At 36.0% G+C, this 17,086-nt stretch carries 13 protein-coding genes; all 13 read left to right on the top strand.

Annotation, left to right across the window (positions count from 1 at the left end; all coding sequences use genetic code 11):
* The first annotated feature begins 473 nt into the window (after positions 1–473).
* The 13 genes from BT1A1_RS02410 (at position 474) to BT1A1_RS02470 (ending at position 16,968) form a co-directional block, all read left to right on the top strand.
* Entirely contained in the window at positions 474–803 is a 330-nt protein-coding gene (locus BT1A1_RS02410; protein ID WP_156103148.1) for a fructose-bisphosphatase class II, read from the top strand.
* Between the two features lie 210 nt (positions 804–1,013).
* Entirely contained in the window at positions 1,014–1,664 is a 651-nt protein-coding gene (fsa, locus tag BT1A1_RS02415) for a fructose-6-phosphate aldolase (RefSeq protein ID WP_034767736.1), read from the top strand.
* A 198-nt stretch (positions 1,665–1,862) separates the two neighbouring features.
* Entirely contained in the window at positions 1,863–3,869 is a 2,007-nt protein-coding gene (gene tkt / locus BT1A1_RS02420; protein WP_034767737.1) for a transketolase, read from the top strand.
* Between the two features lie 560 nt (positions 3,870–4,429).
* A complete protein-coding gene (locus BT1A1_RS02425) occupies positions 4,430–5,353 on the top strand; it encodes an Rpn family recombination-promoting nuclease/putative transposase (RefSeq protein WP_034767738.1) in 924 nt (307 codons plus the stop codon).
* Between the two features lie 268 nt (positions 5,354–5,621).
* Entirely contained in the window at positions 5,622–6,626 is a 1,005-nt protein-coding gene (locus BT1A1_RS02430) for an RpnC/YadD family protein (protein WP_034767739.1), read from the top strand.
* A gap of 100 nt (positions 6,627–6,726) precedes the next feature.
* The gene (locus BT1A1_RS02435; protein ID WP_034767741.1) at positions 6,727–7,032 is read left to right on the top strand and encodes a calcium-binding protein; all 306 of its coding nucleotides are present in this window, start codon (positions 6,727–6,729) and stop codon (positions 7,030–7,032) included.
* 153 nt (positions 7,033–7,185) lie between these two features.
* On the top strand, positions 7,186–7,554 hold the full coding sequence (locus tag BT1A1_RS02440) for a DUF488 domain-containing protein (protein ID WP_034767743.1): 369 nt from the start codon (positions 7,186–7,188) through the stop codon (positions 7,552–7,554).
* 118 nt (positions 7,555–7,672) lie between these two features.
* Positions 7,673–9,415 (top strand): phospho-sugar mutase, encoded by a 1,743-nt coding sequence (locus tag BT1A1_RS02445; RefSeq protein ID WP_034767745.1) that lies wholly within the window; start codon positions 7,673–7,675, stop codon positions 9,413–9,415.
* Between the two features lie 618 nt (positions 9,416–10,033).
* Complete coding sequence (locus BT1A1_RS02450; protein WP_034767747.1) at positions 10,034–11,023, top strand: LacI family DNA-binding transcriptional regulator; 990 nt, start codon at positions 10,034–10,036, stop codon at positions 11,021–11,023.
* 238 nt (positions 11,024–11,261) lie between these two features.
* Complete coding sequence (locus BT1A1_RS02455; RefSeq protein WP_419468897.1) at positions 11,262–12,545, top strand: galactooligosaccharide ABC transporter substrate-binding protein GanS; 1,284 nt, start codon at positions 11,262–11,264, stop codon at positions 12,543–12,545.
* 228 nt (positions 12,546–12,773) lie between these two features.
* Positions 12,774–14,027 carry a galactooligosaccharide ABC transporter permease GanP gene (locus BT1A1_RS02460; protein WP_034767750.1) on the top strand — a complete coding sequence of 418 codons (1,254 nt, stop codon included), beginning with the start codon at positions 12,774–12,776 and terminating at the stop codon, positions 14,025–14,027.
* Positions 14,028–14,033: 6 nt separating this feature from the next.
* Complete coding sequence (locus tag BT1A1_RS02465) at positions 14,034–14,885, top strand: galactooligosaccharide ABC transporter permease GanQ (RefSeq protein ID WP_034767751.1); 852 nt, start codon at positions 14,034–14,036, stop codon at positions 14,883–14,885.
* A 25-nt stretch (positions 14,886–14,910) separates the two neighbouring features.
* A complete protein-coding gene (locus BT1A1_RS02470) occupies positions 14,911–16,968 on the top strand; it encodes a beta-galactosidase (RefSeq protein WP_034767752.1) in 2,058 nt (685 codons plus the stop codon).
* Positions 16,969–17,086 lie beyond the last annotated feature (118 nt).

The raw sequence follows: 17,086 nt of genomic DNA on the forward strand, positions 1-17,086 counted from the left end.
AAAAGTTGCAGAAAATAGAAAACTTTGCGCCGCGTGAAATATTGAACTATTTTTAGTAAAAATGAGAAATTAGAGATGCCGAAAGGAAATAATTACACAGGGAGCCTTCACCACAACAAAGGCAGGATGAATAAACTCTTACATATCTGCTCTATGTGCAGATTTTTTCTGGATATTAATGCAAACGATGATTTAAAATTCTTCAATTTCAACGAAACGAAATTTCTCATTATGAACGTTGTAATTAAGCAACTGGGCAGGATAAACTCCTGCTTTTTCTTTTCAGAATCGCCTTTGATATTAAAGGTAATGACGATGTAACCCGAGTTCGACAGTAGCTATGCAAACAAAATGCCTCTGATCCCTTGATACAAAAGGGCCCAGAGGCATTTGGACATACTTCGGGCATGTATCTAGGTGAGAGGATGGATGCCTAGAATCTTCAATTGGCACAAGTATTTTCCATAGGACAGATGGGAACGCAGTCCGTCGGCTTAAAAATAGCTGGGCAATGGAAACCCAGCGATGCTGCTCACGTGGATATGCAAGCGAGATTACTGCCTCGAACAAATGAAGAGTACGAAAGATGTAAACAAATGGGACTACCTGATCCGAAACAGGCACTTACCCATGACCAACTAGTCAATGCAGAAGATTGCCTTTTTGTTGCAACTGGTATTACAAACAACATGTTAATCAGTGGAATCCGCCAAAACAATAATAAATTTATTACAAAATCAATAATCATTCATGGAAAAGATAAGAAACTACGGTATGTTGAAACAGAACATTTTTGCAAGTAAGGAAAAACCCTGGTTTTGAAACGAATTTTGACATAGAAAAAATTTAAATATAAATTAAAAACCGGCAAAAGTAATTCCAAAAAATCCAATCACAATCGAAAACATGCCACTGGTTTTTTAGTGAACAAAGTGTTTCCTGTCTCTAGTTATTGGGACGTCAGTGTTTCCTTTATAAAATAACTAACTCAAAAAGTATAGGAGGTAAGATTCATGAAGTTTTTTCTTGATACAGCAAATATTGATGAAATAAAACGTGTAAAACGTCTTGGTTTAGTCAATGGTGTAACGACCAATCCAACGATTATCGCTCATGAAGGCAGAGATTTTGAAGAAGTTATTAAAGAGATTTGTAGTATAGTAGACGGTCCGGTAAGTGCAGAAGTTATCGGTTTAACAACAGAAGAAATGGTTGAGGAAGCGAGAGTTCTTGCAACATGGGCTCCAAATGTCGTTGTAAAAATCCCGATGACCGAAGCAGGTTTGGCAGCTGTCCATATTCTTTCCAAAGAAGGTATTAAAACAAATGTTACATTAATATTCACTGTTGCTCAAGGATTAATGGCTGCAAAAGCCGGTGCAACTTATGTTAGCCCATTTGTAGGAAGACTTGATGATATAGGTACGGAAGGTCTTCAATTAATTAAACGTCTAAAGACAGTACTTTCCAACTACAATTACGAAACAGAAATTATTACTGCAAGTGTACGGAATCTCCAACATGTTGAAGAGGCGGCAATTGCCGGTGCAGATATTGCCACAATCCCCGGGAATCTATTTCCTAAACTATGGAGCCACCCTTTAACAGAAAAAGGAATTAAACAATTTTTAGAAGACTGGAAAAAGGTTCCGAAAAAAGAGTAACTAGTTCTTTATGGTTTACACCCAAAAAGATGTATTTTTCTAACAATCTTACATTCGAAGCACGATGATTTGTTATATCAATTTTAAACAATACTATATCTAACCTTTTTGGGTGATAAACCTTTCATAGATTAGGGCAATTTGCGGTCAACTATTGCACTTGATTTAACAAAAATAGAAACTATAGGAGGAAATCTAATGGTTAGCACCGTTTCTGTTGAACAATTATCAGTCAATGCGCTTCGAACATTATCCATTGATATGATTGAAAAGGCAAACTCCGGTCACCCGGGATTACCAATGGGTGCAGCACCAATGGCATATGTGCTATGGACCGAATTTATGAAACATAATCCGAAAAACCCAAAATGGTTTAATCGCGATCGTTTTGTTTTATCTGCCGGTCATGGCTCTGCATTATTATACAGTTTGTTACATCTATCCGGTTATCATGTTACAATTGATGACTTAAAAAACTTCCGTCAATTGGGTTCAAAAACACCGGGGCATCCGGAAGTCCATCATACGGACGGTGTTGAAGCGACAACCGGTCCATTGGGTCAAGGGATATCAATGGCAGTTGGAATGGCAATGGCAGAGTGTTTCCTAGCTGCAAAATATAATCGGGAAGATTTAAAAATTGTTGACCATTATACTTATGCTCTTGTCGGTGACGGGGACTTAATGGAAGGCATTTCCCATGAAGCAACATCACTTGCCGGACATTTAAAACTTGGCAAATTGGTTGTCCTATATGATTCAAACGATATTTCATTAGATGGAGATTTGAGCCTAACAAACTCCGATAATGTTCAAAAACGTTTTGAAGCGCTTGGTTGGCAAGTGTTGCGCGTTGAAGACGGTAACGATTTAAACGCTATCCGTCAAGCAATAAAAGAGGCTAGATTAAATACAGATCAACCGACATTAATCGAAATAAAAACAGTTATCGGTTACGGGTCACCAAATAAGTCCGGTTCTTCTAAATCACACGGTGCACCGCTCGGTAAAGATGAAAGCAAATTAACAAAAGAATTTTACAGCTGGCATTATCCGGAATTTGAAGTACCAGAGGAAGTTTATGCTGATTTCAATGAAAAAATTGTAGAATCAGGTAAGGCTGCTGAAGAGAAGTGGGAAAAGACATTTACTGAATATAAAGAAAAATATGTTGAAAAGGCAACTGAATTTCAAACTGCCATTAGCGGTGAACTTCCGAGTGGCTGGGACAAGGATTTACCGGTATTCACACCCGGAGAAACGGTCGCAACTCGTGTTTCTTCCAGTAAAGTGTTAAATGCCATTGTGAAAAAAGTTACAAATTTAATTGGTGGTAGTGCTGACTTATTTGAATCAAACAAAAATTATATGGTTGGACAAGGTGATTTTTGCCCGGAAAATTACTCAGGCAGAAATATTTGGTTTGGTGTTCGGGAATTTGCAATGGGTGCAGCGCTGAACGGGATGGCACTTCACGGAGGTGTAAAAGTTCAAGGAGCTACCTTCTTCGTATTTAGTGACTACTTAAAACCAGCGATTCGCTTATCTGCTTTAATGAGTGTGCCGGTAACCTATGTATTTACTCATGATTCAATTGCGGTAGGAGAAGATGGTCCAACCCACCAACCCGTTGAACAATTAGCTGGATTAAGAGCCATTCCTAATCTTTCGGTTATCCGGCCGGCAGATGCGAATGAAGTCCAAGCTGCATGGCGTCTCGCTTTGGAAAGCAAAGACCAGCCAACGGTATTAGTATTGACTCGCCAAAACTTGCCAACATTAGAAGGGACAGCAAAAAATGCGTATGTAGGTGTAAAACATGGGGCATATATAATCAGTAAAGGTGAAAAAGAAGTTCCGGATGCGTTAGTAATTGCGACAGGTTCAGAAGTTCAACTAGCAATACGGGCACAAGAAGTATTAATAGAAAGCGGAATTTCTGTTGATGTTGTGAGTATGCCTTCATGGGATCGCTTTGAACAACAAGATGAAGCTTATAAAGAATCTGTCTTACCTTCTACAGTGAAGCCTCGTCTTGCAATCGAGATGGGATCTCCTTTCGGTTGGGAAAAATACGTTGGTGAAAAAGGAGCAGTTCTTGGCATAAACACATTTGGTGCATCCGGAAATGGCAATAAATTAATAGAGGAATATGGATTCACCGTTGAAAATGTTGTAAACAAAGTGGAAGAGTTGTTGAAATAAAAACGGTCCTAAAAAACTGAAATCGAGGATATTGGGGATAGCCCCAAATGATAATGCTGATAAACAATGATAATCCAACTATTCAGAGATAAATAAACTGAAACTTCAGTTGTAGTTCAGTAATATAAGGGGCTATCCGTTATAGAATAAATATTTCTTATCAACCGATGAAAGATGCTCAAATTAAATAGTGTAATCCGGAAGAAATCAGCCCCACATGTAAATATTTTTAGAAAAACAAATATGTGAAACCGTATATAGGCCAAAGTGTATTTTTCATGAATGTGAATAAATGAGCAGAGCTGGCTCAGTTATCTTTTTGTATTTGCTTCCGGAGTTAATAAAAGCTTAGTTTGCAAGTGTCTTATTATAAATGAATTATCGTGATGATAGCTAGCTTAATAAACATTTAATAGAAAAAATATTACATTTTTTTGCAGGAATTTTTTTGTTAATGTCGAAAATTGTATACAATCCCTCTTACTTATTTTTCCTGATTCAATTGCACGAACACTTCCATCCCCCAAGTATGAAATTATATTTTAAAAAGGAGTGACCATATGCCTGTTCTTTTCTATGTTTATGAAGATGCAGGTACGTCAAGGTATACAGACCATGACCAACTTTTTAAAGAATTACTTCATACGTTTTTCGCAGAATTTCTCGAGTTGTTTTTTCCTGAAGTGCACAAGTATATCGACTTTTCGGCGATTCGGCCGCTTTCTGAGGAAGTATTCACAGATCTTTTGGGAGGCGAAAGTCGGCGTGCCGATATTGTTATCGAAGCAAAACTAAAAGGGGAAGAAACAATACTCATTATTCATGTCGAACCACAAAGCTACTATCAAACAAATTTTCATGAGCGCATGTATCTTTACTTTAGCTTGCTTTATAATAAGTATAGGAAACCAATTTTACCCATTGCAGTCTTTACGTATGACAAGAACTATAACGAAAAAAATGAATTTACGATGAGCTTTCCATTCTTCCATGTATTAAGCTTTCAATTTTTAACATTGACATTGCGAAAATTGCGTTGGCGTGATTTTATTCACTCGAACAACCTGGTTGCAGCAGCACTACTCTGTAAGATGGGCTTTACAGAAGCAGAAAGGGTTGAAGTGAAGAAAGAATTTTTGCGAATGCTGGTTCGAATGCAACTTGACCCGGCACGTCAACGGTTGATCTATGGTTTTTTTGAAAGGTATTTAAAATTGACCGATGAGGAGGAGAAAGTTCTCATGCAAGAGGTTAACAAATTAGATCCTGAATTAGCAAGCAAAATTATGGAATTGCCGATTTCTTATGAGGAAAAAGGGAAGGAAATCGGGAAGGAAATCGGAAAAGAAATTGGAAGAAATGAAGAGAAACGAAAAATAGCCCAAAATATGATAAAGGAAGGCTTTCCTCTAAACATCATTGCAAAAATTACTGAATTACCTGTGGAGGAAATAAAATTAATCATGGAAAAAGGCAATGATTAACCATATTTTGAAGACTGTTGTGACAGGATTAACCATCGTGGTTTAATAATTTTGTAAAATTCCGAGATAATTTACAGATTGGGATTTTCCTTATAGTGGTAGGTTTGAAAGTTTAGTTTATTCGATAGCTATGCAGCAGTGTTCAACCTTATCTGTAAAATTGGAAGCGGTAGAAGGATTTACCGGTAATTTTTTGATATATCCCATTAGAATAATTGTTCTGTTTTTAATATATTTTTTTAAGGATAAAAGGGGGGGAATTATTCGATTGAATGATCTGCTATTAGTGAATGAGGAAAAAAAGTATGATGCCTATGAGATTGATTTTGACCGCCACTGGAAAGAAGTTATAACGGATTTTTTCAATGAATTTTTACTCCTAGTTGAACCACATCTTTTTGAGAAAATTGATTTTTTCAATAAACCGCAACCGATTGAACAAGAGTTATATCCATTGGCATCAAAGCAAAAGAAAGGAAAAAATATTGCGGATAAGATTTTTCTTGTCACATTAAAAGGGAGAAAGAAAGCTCAGGCGGCCATTCATATCGAAATCCAAGGCGATGGTCAAGATGTTTCAGAGCGAATGCTGAAAACATACTACAAGATTTTCGATAAAGATAGGAAAAATATTTTTTCAATTGTCCTTGTCACACATCCTTCATACAGACAACTTTCTAAATTTCATCATCAGTTTTATGGGACAAGCATTCTATTTCGATTTCAGGTTCACCATTTATTCGACTTCTCGGAAATTCAACTATTAAAGTCGAATAATCCATTTGCTCTTGCGCTATTAGCCGGCCAGTACCAAGCAAAAACAAGAACAAATCCCGAAGAACGGTACACATACAAATTAAAACTCATAGAAATAATAAAGAAAAGATATCCATTTGGCGAATCAGATATCGGGATTAAGTTATTGAAGTTTGTTGACAATATTTTATACTTACCTCATGAATTAAATGAGCAGTATATCCAAGAGGTTTACCAAATTTTTAATAAGGAGGGTATGGACATGGCTCAAGCGGAAAAGACAAAAGAAATTATTACCTTTGGTGAGTTACTTGAGAGATGGAAAAAGGAAGGTAAAGAAGAAGGAAGAAAAGTAGGTAGAAAAGAAGGAATTGAGGAAGGAAAAAGAGAAGGGCAATTCCTCGAGCGGAGAAAGATGGCACAAAAAATGGCGAATGCAGGTTTAGACATAGAAACGATTATTTCTTTAACCGGTTTTTCGGAGGATGAGATAAAGCAGATTTTAAAAGAAGGTTAAACCGTGTCGATTCTTAACCTCTTCTAGGATTCAGCTGTACATAAACTGACTTGAAATTCATGCGATTCCCTATTTTTCATAAAGAAAGTGCATAAACAAGATGAAAGATTTCCCGGATGAAGAACAAATTTGGATCAAACATATAAACAATGCATTCGATTTCCCGTTTAAGGCAAAAGTCATAGAGTGGCAGGAGCCCGGTACAATCGTTCTGCAGGGAGATGTGTTAAACGTTCACGCCATAAGTGATTTTGATGAAAAATATGGAATTCTTGTAAATACAAGATTTGGTAGGAAAAAGGTAGTTTTCCCACTGCTAGATTTGGAGCCTATGCACATGAACGAAAAGCAAAAACAAATCCTTGAAGACTATGGTGAATGGTTTATAAACAGTCGCTTAACATAAATTTAATGATTTATATCATAACCGCCAGCCTTTTTTGCAGGTTTGGTGGTTACCTCTTTTTTTCCAGCAAATTATGTTAAGCTAAGGCAACCCACCTTAAAGATCTAACTGTCCCAAAATTCGTGGCAAGTAAATGAACGGAAGTGAGTGAAAATGAATCAAATCATCTTACATAGAATATATGATAAATCCATAACCCCGGAAGGAATCCATATCCTAATCGACCGACTTTGGCCTAGGGGAATCAAGAAGGAAGATGCCAATATTGATTATTGGTTTAAAGAGGTAGCACCGTCGAGTGAGTTGAGAAAGTGGTTTGGCCATAAACCGGAGCGATTCGAGGAATTCCGCTTAAAATATTTCCAAGAGCTCAGGAATGATGAAGAGAAATGTCAAAAAGTCGACGAAATTTGCCAAATGTTGGATGAAAACAATGTCATACTCCTCTACGGTGCAAAAGATACCGAAAAGAATCACGCAGTAGTATTAAAAGAAGAGATATTAAATAGGTGTAAGATGTAATCATGCTGGAAAAATCAGTAGTCCATTCTTACTAACAGAGCATGTCCATCCTAAACGATATTTGTTATAATGGAAAAAGAGTCTTTCAATAATATTATCGGTTAGTGAGGGATATTTCATGAGTTGGAAAGAAATTGCTGATAAGTGGTTAAACAATGAATCACTGGATGGAGATTTAAAGGAACAACTATATAAGCTGAAAGAAGATGAAAAGTCCTTAGAAGAACTCTTTTACAAAAATCTCGAATTTGGTACAGGTGGAATGCGTGGGGAAATTGGACCGGGTACAAACCGGATGAATATTTATACTATTCGTAAAGCATCGGAGGGTCTTGCACAATATTTATTAAGCAAAGGTGAAGAGAGTGCAAAACGAGGCGTCGTTATTAGCTACGATTCGAGACATATGTCACCTGAATTTGCCTTAGAAGTGGCGAAAACAGTTGGGAAACATGGCATTAAGTCCTATCTATTCTCAGAATTACGACCAACACCTGAACTATCTTTTGCCGTTCGTCATTTAGGAGCTGCTGCCGGTGTTATGGTCACAGCCAGTCATAACCCACCTGAATACAATGGTTATAAAGTTTATGGGGATGACGGTGGTCAGCTTCCGCCAAAACAGGCAGATGCACTTACCAACTTTGTAAACAGTGTAGAAGATGAACTGTCAATCGAAGTAACCGGAAAAGAAGAATTATTGGCAAACGGCTTACTTCAATACATTGGTGAGGACATTGATCAAATCTATTTGGAAAATGTTGCCAAAATTCAACTAAATAAAGAAATCGTTGAAAAAGTTGGCGAAGAATTAAAAATCGTCTTTACACCATTACATGGAACAGCAAATAAATTAGTTCAAGAGGGGTTAAAACAATTTGGGTTTAAAAACGTGACAGTTGTAAAAGAACAAGAACAACCGGATCCTAATTTCTCAACGGTAAAATCACCAAACCCGGAAGAACATGCTGCTTTTGAACTGGCGATTAAATACGGGAAGGAAATAGATGCTGACATTTTATTAGGTACTGACCCGGATTCGGACCGGCTCGGGGTTGCCGTAAAAAATGCAGAAGGTGAATATCAAGTGTTGACCGGAAACCAAACCGGCGCCATTATGCTCCACTACTTGTTATCACAAAAGGAAGAAAAGGGATTACTTCCTGAAAATGGTATCGTTCTAAAAACGATTGTTACTTCGGAAATTGGTCGAGCAATTGCGGAAAGTTTTGGAATTCCGACATTTGATACATTAACCGGCTTTAAATTCATCGGTGAAAAAATCAAAGAATATGAGAAAACAGGTAAACATAACTTCCTATTTGGCTATGAAGAAAGTTACGGCTATTTAATTGGTGACTTTGTCCGTGATAAGGATGCTGTACAAGCGGCCATTTTTGCGGCAGAAGTGGCAGCTTTCTACAAAGCTCAAGGAAAAAGCTTGTATGATGCATTAATGGAGATTTTTGAAAAATACGGCTATTACAAAGAAGCATTATCATCCTTGACATTAAAAGGAAAAGACGGAGCCGAACAAATTGCGAACATTTTAGAAGAATTCCGTTCCAATCCGCCAAAGGAAATAGCCGGTATTCGCGTGACTGCTGTGGAGGATTATAAAGCAAGCATTCGCAAACAATTAAGCAATGGTAAATTAAATCCAATCAGTTTACCAAAATCCAACGTCTTGAAATACTTCCTTGAGGACGGATCTTGGTTCTGTGTCCGCCCATCCGGTACGGAGCCAAAATGTAAATTCTACTTTGCTGTCAAGGGTACATCTTTAGAAAATAGTGAGGAATTGGTGACAACATTACAATCAGCTGTTCTGGAAAAAGTAAATGAAATTGTAAAAAGATAATAGTAATTAAAGGTCTAACGATAAATTCTTGACTCGTTAGACTTTTTGTTTGATGGCCAAAAAATTCAAGTTAAATAAAATAAAAACTAACTTTGGTTATATCCCCAGAGATTAACTAGTTGAGGGATTACGAAGGAAACTGCATAACTTTATAAATATATGATTGGAGAAATACTGAAAAAAATTCAAGCTACATGCTTTGAAATTACTGGACAACAAACCCGGAACCGGCTTCCATGAATATCTCAAAATAGATATAAAAAAACTGGAAAAGAATAATTGGTATAAAGCCTTTATCTAGCTAAAGTTAACTTAAATGAAATATCAGCTTATAGTATTGTGATTTTAAGAGTGTATAAATAAATGTTCTTAAACCTTAGTGGAAGTGGCAGCTTATAATTTATCGTATTTGCCTACTTCGTAAGGTTTCTTTTTGATTTAAAACTGTTTTTCATATAAAATTTTATAAAAGATCAAATATATTTTATTTTTTTGTGGAAGAAAGTTTAAAGAAAGTGTTTTGCATACGATGAAAATAAGGTAAAATAAAAGTAAAATATTTTACTTACAAGTGATAGTTATAAAAAATTACACATGATTGGGTGTAGGAGGAGTAAAATGGCAACGATTAAAGATGTGGCAAAATTAGCTGGTTTTTCAATAACCACCGTATCACGTGTTTTAAATAATGATACAAGCCTTTCAGTATCATATGAAACAAAAGAAAAAATATTTCAGGCTGCAGATAAGTTAAATTATCGTAAACAGACGGTCCGTCCACAAGTGAAAAATATTGCTTTTTTATACTGGCTAACAGATAAAGAAGAGCTGGAAGACGTGTACTTTAAAACCATTCGATTAGAAGTAGAAAAATATGCAAAAAAGTACAATGTTGACTTACAGATTTTTAAAATTGGTCAAGGTATAAATGTCTTGCCAAAGGATATCGAAGGGTTCATTGCCGTAGGGTCATTTTCCAGTAAAGAACTAGATTATCTAAAGAACATAACACCTTTTGGGGTTTTTATTGATAGTTCTCCTGCGCCAGATATATATGATTCAGTGCGTCCTGACCTCAATTATATTACAGAAAACGCAATTAATTATTTGATTGAGAAGGGACATACAAATATTGGATTTATTGGCGGAACCTATCATAATCCGGATACCGGTTTAGAAGAAATGGATATTCGTGAAATAAAGTTCCGGAGTTATTTAAAAGAAAAAAAATTGCTTAATGAAGATTTTATTTTTGTTCACAGGGGCTTTCAAGTTGAAAATGGATATAACTTAATGAAAACAGCGATAAATAAACTGGGGGATAAATTACCGACAGCTTTTTTTATTGCAGCTGATCCTATAGCAGTTGGTAGTTTGCAAGCTCTTAATGAATACGGAATTCCAATCCCAAATAGGGTAAGTGTCATTAGTATTAACAATATCAGTATCGCGAAATATGTTTCACCTCCTTTAACGACGTATCATATTGAAATTAAAGAACTATGTAAAACAGCAATCGAATTACTACTAGAGCAAAAATTGAACAAGCGTAAATTTGTAAAGACAGTTTATATTGGTTCAGAACTTGTTGTAAGGAAGAGTACGTAGGAAACATAAGAAATGTATGAATAAAACAACCTGTAAAAACGTGTTTATGGGTTGTTTATTTTTTTAGAAAGTATATAGAGTAAGGTACCAAAAGAATTAAAATTAAACATAAAATCCTTTTTAGTAAAATATTTTAATAAAAACAGTAAAACATTTGTTTACACGTTTTATCTTGTGTGGTATATTAATTTTAGTAAAACGCTTTCGCTACTTTTAATAAAAGGAAGGGATGTTTAAGGTGAAAAAGAGTAAAAAACTATTAGGCATTGTTAGTGTATTAGCATTGAGTCTTGCTTTAGCAGGATGTGGTCCTGACGATTCGGATTCAGGTGGCTCCAAAGAAAAAGCCTCATCAGACAATAAAGATTATGATTTACTAGTTTGGGAGGATGTCGAGAAATCTGCTGGAAGTAAGGATGCAATTGCTAAGTTCGAGGAAGAACATAATGTAAAAATAAAAGTGGTCGAAAAAACATATGCTCAACAGATAGAAGACTTACGTTTGGATGGTCCAGCAGGTACAGGTCCTGATGTCTTTACAATGCCTAGTGACCAAATAGGAACTGCCGTTACTGAAGGTTTACTAAAAGAATTGAATGTTGATGATTCGACAAAATCAATTTATACAGATGTTGCCATGCAATCACAAATAGTTGATGGTAAAGTTTACGGATTGCCTAAAGCAGTTGAAACAACCGTTCTTTTCTATAACAAAGATATTATTTCAGAAGATCAACTACCAAAAACATTAGATGAATGGTATGACTTATCAAAAGAATTAACTGATGGTACAAATTATGGATTTTTAGCATTGTTTGACCAAATTTACTATGCTCAAGGTGTTATGAGCGGTTATGGCGGTTATATTTTTGGTAAAGATGATAGTGGTGCCTATAATCCAAATGATATAGGTTTAAATAATGAAGGTGCAATTGAAGCAGCGGAATATATCAAGAAATTTTATCAAGATAAATTATTCCCGGCAGGTATTATCGGTGAACAAGGTATTAACGTGTTAGATAGCTTATTCTCTGAAGGAAAAGCCGCTGCTGTAATTTCCGGCCCATGGAACGTGGAACCTTATGCTTCAGCAGGTATTAACTACGGTGTTACAGAATTACCTTTACTACCAAATGGTGAACATATGAGTTCTTTTATCGGTGTAAAAAGCTATAATGTAAGTTCTTACTCCAAGAATCCGGAATTAGCGGAGGAATTGGTAAAATTTTTAGCTAATGAAGAAAACTCAAGAACAAGATTTGAAGCTACAAAAGAAGTACCAGCTGTAAAAGCTCTTGCTGAAGATCCTGCAGTAACAGCAAGTGAAGTGGCACAAGCAGTTGCCATCCAGTCTCAATATGCTGAACTAACGCCTAACATTCCTGCCATGAATCAGGTTTGGAAACCGGTTGATGCAGCACTACAAACAATTGCAACAGGAAAGGCACAACCTAAGGATGCCCTTAATCAAGCAGTTGAAACGATTAAAGGACAAATCGAAGCTAATAATGCAAGCAAATAATTGAAGCAATATGGGCGGTGAATGGTATCAGTTTTTTCTGTGAAAGTGATGCCATTCACTGTTTAATACAATATCCAAGAAAATGTTATTTATTGCTTTCTTGTCTCCTTTAGAACTTCGAAATTCTAAATAGTTTTAGGAAAACGATAATACTCCAATTGCTGGAATTCAATTAGTTATAAAGGAATGCTTTTTAGGAAAGAGATTAATGAAAAGTGGGTGAATGCAATGCAACACCGAAAGATAGCCACACTATTATCGATTATACCTGGTTTGGGTCAGTTTTATAATAAACAATTCATAAAAGGAATGATATATTTCGTACTGACTTTATCATTTTTTGTAGCGTTTTCGGATTTACTGGATATGGGTTTGTGGGGTTTATTTACATTAGGCACCGAGGTTCCTCGAGATAACTCGATTTTTTTACTGGCAGAAGGAATTATTGCGGTAATTGTTACCTTTTTTGGTCTTGCAATCTATTATATGAATTTTCGAGACGCCTATAAAAACGGGAAATTGCGTGATGAAAATAAACCATTAAGTTCACTGAAAGAACAGTATCATAACTTAATTAGTCAAGGATATCCATATCTTATCAGTGGACCTTCATTATTTATTCTAATTTTTGCTGTAATTTTTCCAATCCTCTTTAGTTTTGCTTTAGCCTTCACAAACTATGATTTATATCATTCTCCGCCAGCTAAACTAGTTGATTGGGTTGGGTTTGATACGTTTAAAAATATTTTCACCGTTGATATTTGGAGATCAACTTTCTTTGATGTTCTAGGATGGACAGTTGTATGGACACTAATTGCCTCTACCTTGCAAGTTTCCATTGGTATTTTCCTAGCTGTTCTTGTAAATCAAAAGGATTTAAGATTTAAAAAGTTGATTCGTACAGTTCTAATCTTACCGTGGGCGGTTCCTGGTTTTGTTACCATTCTTATTTTTGCAGGGTTGTTTAACGATACGTTCGGAGCTATTAACAATGAAATATTGGCTATGTTTGGCATTAGTCCTATTCCGTGGATGACAGATGCAACATGGTCAAGAGTCGCATTATTGTTGATGCAAGGTTGGCTTGGTTTTCCATATATTTTTATTGTTACAACAGGTGTTTTACAGTCAATTCCGTCTGATTTATATGAGGCCGCAATCATTGATGGTGCATCCGCATTTAAGAAATTTAGACATATTACATTACCTTTAATTTTGGTTGCGATGGCACCAATTATTATTACGCAATATACATTCAACTTTAATAATTTTAACATTATCTATTTATTCAATGACGGTGGGCCGGCAGTACCGGGAACAACGGCAGGTGGAACGGATATTCTTGTATCTTGGATTTATAAGTTAACTATGCAATCAAGTCAATATTCACTTGCAGCTGCCCTTACAATTTTACTATCCATATTTGTTATTTCGATTGCATTATGGCAGTTCAGACGTACCAACTCGTTTAAAGAGGAGTGATAACAGATGCATCTTGGGACGAAAGCTAGAAAAAATGTTAGTTTAGCAGCTACGTACATTATTTTGGCCGCTGTAATGGTCATAATCATATATCCATTGTTATGGACAATTGGAGCCAGCTTTAATCCTGGAAATAGTTTGATTAGTACATCGATAATTCCGAGTAATCCAACATTAGCCCATTATAAGGAGCTTTTTGCCGGAAAAGAAAGTTTGCAATATGGTCAATGGTATTTAAATTCATTAAAAATAAGTGTATTTACAATGATTGGTTCTGTGATTAGTGTTTCTTTCACTGCCTATGCATTTTCTCGCTTTAAATTTAGAGGGAGAAAAAATGGACTTACATTATTTTTATTACTACAGATGATACCGCAATTCTCGGCTCTTGTTGCATTATTTGTTTTAGCGCAAATGTTGGGATTGATGAATAATCACTGGTTGTTAATTTTACTATATATAGGTGGTCAAATACCGATGAATACGTATTTAATGAAAGGGTATATGGATTCAATACCGATGGATTTAGATGAAAGTGCTAAGATTGACGGAGCAAGTAACACAAGAATTTTTTGGCAAATTATTATGCCTTTATCCAGACCGATGTTGGCAGTAGTCGCCATGAACGGGTTCACTGGCCCACTTGGTGATTTTGTCCTTTCCTCAACAATATTAAGAACGCCTGAATCCTATACTTTGCCGATCGGATTGTACAACTTAGTCAATGATGTTATGGGTGCAAGCTATACAACCTTTGCAGCAGGCGCAATTTTAATAAGTATCCCAATAGGTGTTACCTTCCTAATGTTACAAAAACAGTTCGTAAACGGTTTAACTGCCGGGGGTACAAAGGGATAATTCTATTGAAAAAGGAGAACTTCAAATGAAAAAACTGGATAAAACATATGTAACTGAAGCAAGATTTATGTTACATGGGGGGGATTATAATCCGGATCAATGGTTGGACCGGCCGGATATATTAGAAGAGGATATAAAACTTATGAAATTGGCTCATACCAATGCGTTTTCGGTGGGAATTTTTGCTTGGAGTACGCTTGAACCGCAAGAAGGAGTCTATAATTTTGAATGGCTAGATCAAATCTTTGAGAACATCCATAAGATTGGTGGCCGTGTAATATTGGCAACACCAAGCGGGGCAAGACCTGCATGGATGTCGCAAAAGTATCCGGAAGTGTTGCGGGTAAATGAATACCGGCATAAGCAACTACATGGAGGCAGGCATAATCATTGTTTCACATCCCCTGTATATCGGGAAAAAACACAAAAAATGAATCGTTTGTTAGCTGAACGTTACGGTAGTCACCCTGCACTTTTAATGTGGCATGTGTCTAATGAATATGGTGGAGAATGTCATTGTGATTTTTGCCAAAAAGCCTTCAGAAATTGGCTGAAAGAAAAATATAAGAACTTAAAGGCTTTAAATGATGCTTGGTGGGGGCCGTTTTGGAGTCATACGTTTAGTGATTGGTCACAAATTGAGTCACCGTCTCCAATTGGGGAAAATGCTGTTCATGGGTTAAAGCTAGATTGGAAACGATTTGTAACAGATCAAACAATTTCTTTTTTTGAAAATGAAATTGTTCCTTTGAAAGAAATTACGCCAAATATTCCTATTACAACTAACTTCATGGCCGATACAGTTGATTTAATACCATTTCAAAGCTTAGATTATAGTAAGTTTGCAAAACATTTAGATGTAATTAGTTGGGATGCATATCCCGCATGGCACAATGATTGGGAATCAACAGCTGATTTGGCAATGAAGGTTGGTTTTATCGATGACTTATACAGGAGTTTGAAACAACAGCCATTCTTATTAATGGAGTCGACTCCAAGCCATGTTAACTGGCACCCGGTAAATAAAGCGAAACGTCCGGGGATGCATTTATTATCATCAATGCAAATGATTGCCCACGGTTCTGATAGTATCATGTATTTTCAATGGAGAAAATCTCGTGGATCTTCTGAGAAATTCCATGGAGCGGTAGTGGACCATGATAATAGTTCGGAAAACCGAGTATTTAAAGAAGTAGCAAAAGTCGGTGAAACGTTGGAAAAATTGGCTGATGTTGTGGGCACAAACCGTCCGGCAGAAGTTGCTATTCTTTACGATTGGGAAAATAATTGGGCTTTAAACGATGCACAAGGTTTTGGTATGGAATCAAAACGATATCCACAAACATTGCAAGAGCATTATCGAACTTTTTGGGAACATGATATTCCTGTTGATGTCATTACAAAGAAGCAAGATTTTTTTGGTTATAAATTGTTGATCGTACCAATGCTATATCTTGTCAGTGAAAAAACAATCGCTCGGTTGAAGGAGTATGTTGCAGGTGGCGGTCACTTAGTCATGACTTACATAAGCGGTCTTGTCAATGAATTTGATTTAACCTATTTAGGTGGATGGCATCCGGATTTACAAGAAATTTTCGGAATAAACCCGGTTGAAACAGATACGTTATACCCAAAAGATGTTAATTATGTTGAATTTCATGGGAAATCATATCCATTAAAAGATTATGCAACAGTAATAAACTTGAAAGATGCTACCATTGAAGGAGTTTATAAGCAAGATTTTTATAGGGGTACACCGGCTGTAACTAGTCATTCTTATAAAAACGGCAAAGCATACTATATTGGGGGACGATTAGATCATTCTTTCCATCAAGATTTTTATCTAAAGCTAATGGATGAGTTGTCGATTAAACCGATTGTCTCTATTAAACATGAAAAAGGGGTTTCTGTTCAAGTTAGGCAGGATCATGAGAAAATTTATGTTTTTGTTATGAATTTTACTGAACAAAGCCAAGTTGTTTTCTTTGACCATGTTGTTAAAGATTTAATAACAGGTGAAGAACTGACCGGGAATTTAGATGTTGGAATATATGAAGTAAAAATATTTGAGCAAGCAAGGTAGGTAGATTCTGATTTTTTCTGCTCCTTTGATTTCGCACCCATTCAAATGCTAGTTGGTATTTTGGAGTGGGTGCTTTTTTAAAAGACTAAAAAAGCGTATTTAATCGGTTTTAGAAGAA

It is taken from the genome of Caldibacillus thermoamylovorans (genome assembly GCF_000751775.1).
Classification (GTDB): domain Bacteria; phylum Bacillota; class Bacilli; order Bacillales; family Caldibacillaceae; genus Caldifermentibacillus; species Caldifermentibacillus hisashii.

Coding starts and splice junctions, on each gene's coding strand:
- BT1A1_RS02435 (WP_034767741.1), top strand. CDS start 6,727: ATGAAAGATTTCCCGGATGAAGAACAAATTTGGATCAAACATATAAAC.
- tkt (WP_034767737.1), top strand. CDS start 1,863: ATGGTTAGCACCGTTTCTGTTGAACAATTATCAGTCAATGCGCTTCGA.
- BT1A1_RS02440 (WP_034767743.1), top strand. CDS start 7,186: ATGAATCAAATCATCTTACATAGAATATATGATAAATCCATAACCCCG.
- BT1A1_RS02450 (WP_034767747.1), top strand. CDS start 10,034: ATGGCAACGATTAAAGATGTGGCAAAATTAGCTGGTTTTTCAATAACC.
- BT1A1_RS02460 (WP_034767750.1), top strand. CDS start 12,774: ATGCAACACCGAAAGATAGCCACACTATTATCGATTATACCTGGTTTG.
- BT1A1_RS02470 (WP_034767752.1), top strand. CDS start 14,911: ATGAAAAAACTGGATAAAACATATGTAACTGAAGCAAGATTTATGTTA.
- BT1A1_RS02465 (WP_034767751.1), top strand. CDS start 14,034: ATGCATCTTGGGACGAAAGCTAGAAAAAATGTTAGTTTAGCAGCTACG.
- BT1A1_RS02445 (WP_034767745.1), top strand. CDS start 7,673: ATGAGTTGGAAAGAAATTGCTGATAAGTGGTTAAACAATGAATCACTG.
- BT1A1_RS02410 (WP_156103148.1), top strand. CDS start 474: ATGGGAACGCAGTCCGTCGGCTTAAAAATAGCTGGGCAATGGAAACCC.
- BT1A1_RS02425 (WP_034767738.1), top strand. CDS start 4,430: ATGCCTGTTCTTTTCTATGTTTATGAAGATGCAGGTACGTCAAGGTAT.
- fsa (WP_034767736.1), top strand. CDS start 1,014: ATGAAGTTTTTTCTTGATACAGCAAATATTGATGAAATAAAACGTGTA.